At 65.7% G+C, this 2,129-nt stretch carries 2 protein-coding genes; both read right to left on the bottom strand.

The features are described from left to right. Positions 1-8 precede the first annotated feature (8 nt). Complete coding sequence (locus tag KUV26_RS23450) at positions 9-1,334, bottom strand: HlyD family type I secretion periplasmic adaptor subunit (RefSeq protein WP_222510271.1); 1,326 nt, start codon at positions 1,332-1,334, stop codon at positions 9-11. A 15-nt stretch (positions 1,335-1,349) separates the two neighbouring features. Continuing rightward, positions 1,350-2,129: ATP-binding cassette domain-containing protein (locus KUV26_RS23445; protein WP_222510270.1), on the bottom strand; the 780-nt coding region annotated here is incomplete at its 5' end.

Below are 2,129 nucleotides of genomic sequence, written 5' to 3'. Positions count from 1 at the left end.
GCCAACCTTCAGCGCTCATGGAACGCGCGCTGGATCGGGTCAGCAATGGGCGACACGATATAGTCCAGCACGGACCGGACATCCGTGCGTATGGAAGCATCAACTTCCATTCCCGCAGTCAGGCGGCCTTTCAGGGATTGCTGCCCTCTGCTGCCTTCGGCCAGAGAAATCCGCGCGCTGAAGAAGGCTTCTCCACGGTCGTTCAGCTGCGAGTTGGGTGACACATCGATCACCTCGCCGATCTGCACCCCGTATTTTTTGGCGTCGAAAGTGGTCGACTTCAGCTCCACCGGGTCGCCGGGGCTGACGTGGCCGATATCCTCCGGGCGGATCTGAACTTCGGCGATCAGCCGGTCCTGAGTCGGCAGCACCTCTGCGATCAGCTCGCCTGGCCCGACCACTTCGCCCGGCCCCTTGATGTAAAGCTGCTGCACCACGCCCTGCACCGGGGCCGCGACTGTGAGGCGGTCACGCTGCGCGGCATTGTCCGCAAGTGCCCGTTTGATCAGTGCCAGATCCTCCTGCTCGGCCTCAAGCCCGGACAGCAGCCGGTCTCTGGAACTGGCAACAAACTCCTCTTCCTCGCGGCGGGCTTCCATCAGGCCGCGTTCGGCATCGGCGAGGGCTGACAGCGCCCGCAGGCGGCTACCCTCGATTTCCAGGGCCCGGGCGTCGAACCGGCTCAATTCAGTCCGGCTCAGCAGCCCCTTCCGGTTCAGAGCCAGAGCCGCTGCGTTTTCGACCGCAAAAGCCTCTTCCTGCCGTACAGCATTCCGGTGCAGCTCCCGTTTGATCTCCAGCGACCTTTCGAGCTCAGTGATCCGCAGGCGGATCCGGCTGCGGGTCGCGTCGAACGCATTCAGCTGTGCCAGCAGGCGGTGGCCGGGCTCCAGCTCCGCCCGGGCGGTTTCAGCCGGAAGGATCCCGTAGGTCACATCGACAACTGTCTTCAGCCGCGCTGTGTTCCGCTCCAGAGCGGCTTCGCGCACTTTCAGCCGCTGGAATTCCGCATTGACCAAATCCCCGGACAGCCGCGCCAGCGGAGCCCCCTCTGCGACCTGCTGGCCCTCCTGCACCAGGATCTCCGCCAGAATTCCGCCGTCCAGATGCTCAACCGGCCGCGGATACGTGGTGGGCACGATCGTCCCCTTGGCATAGGTGAGCTCCGGCAGGTCGGCATAGGCTGCCCAGATCAGGCCGGCAGCCAATGCGCCTATCAGCACCCGGGCGGTCTGCCGGGACGAGCTGAGCACCGGCCGGTGCACAGCGTTCAGCCCCCGTTTCTGACCGTCGTCCAGGCTCGGCATCCAAACCGAGACCGTGTCGTTCTGCATGATGCGTTTCCTTTGCTATTTCTGCCCGGCAGTATCCTGAAGATAGGCAGCGATCTTCTCCCGCCCCTTGCGGCCGCTGCCGCTCAGAACCACACGGCCGCGGTGCAGCGCCGCAAAATGATCCCCCAGCGCCAGATCATCCGGATGGTTGGATATCAACAGCGTGGCGCTGGCCGCGCGGCGCCGGGCGATCGCGGCCCGGATCCGCCTGGCGTGGCGGCTGTCGAGCCCCTCGGCGGGCTGGTCGAATATGCGCAGCGGTCCCGGCTGCATCAGTGCCCGGGCAACGGACAGCCCCTGCTTCAGCTCATAGGGCAGCTTGCTGCCGGCCTCAAAGGTCAGCCGGGTATCGATGCCGTCAGGCAATGCCTCGGCCTCTTCCCGCACACCGGCTTCCTCCAGGACATCCAGCACCCGAGCCGGATCCGCGCCCGGCACTGCCAGCTCGAAGTTCTGCCAGATGGTGCCATAGAAAAACGCCGGGGCCTGCGGCGCAAAGGCAATCGCCCGGCGCAAATCATCCACCGGTATCTGGCGCAGGTCCGCACCGTTGAACAGGATGCGCCCCGCGCTCAGCTCATGCAGGCCGGCGATGGTTTCCGCCAGGAGCGTCTTGCCGGAGAGATTGGGCCCCGACAGCACGGTGATTTCGCCCATGCTGATCTTCAGACCGGCACCGGCCAGCAGCAGATCGCTTGAACCGGGCATGCGGAGCGAGGCCAATTCGACCACCACAGGCGGTGCCGCCGCCGCTCCGCGGCGCGGCGCCACCCCGCGGCGGTTCTCTTCGGGCAA

This window comes from Leisingera daeponensis (assembly GCF_019801465.1).
Taxonomy (GTDB): Bacteria; Pseudomonadota; Alphaproteobacteria; order Rhodobacterales; family Rhodobacteraceae; genus Leisingera; species Leisingera daeponensis_A.
Note: the sequence above shows the minus strand (reverse complement) of the source record. Positions and strands in the feature narration are given on the sequence as shown.

What these genes read in the sequence shown, in the direction of transcription:
- KUV26_RS23450 (WP_222510271.1), bottom strand. Translation starts at nt 1,334, where the DNA reads ATGCAGAACGACACGGTCTCGGTTTGGATGCCGAGCCTGGACGACGGT.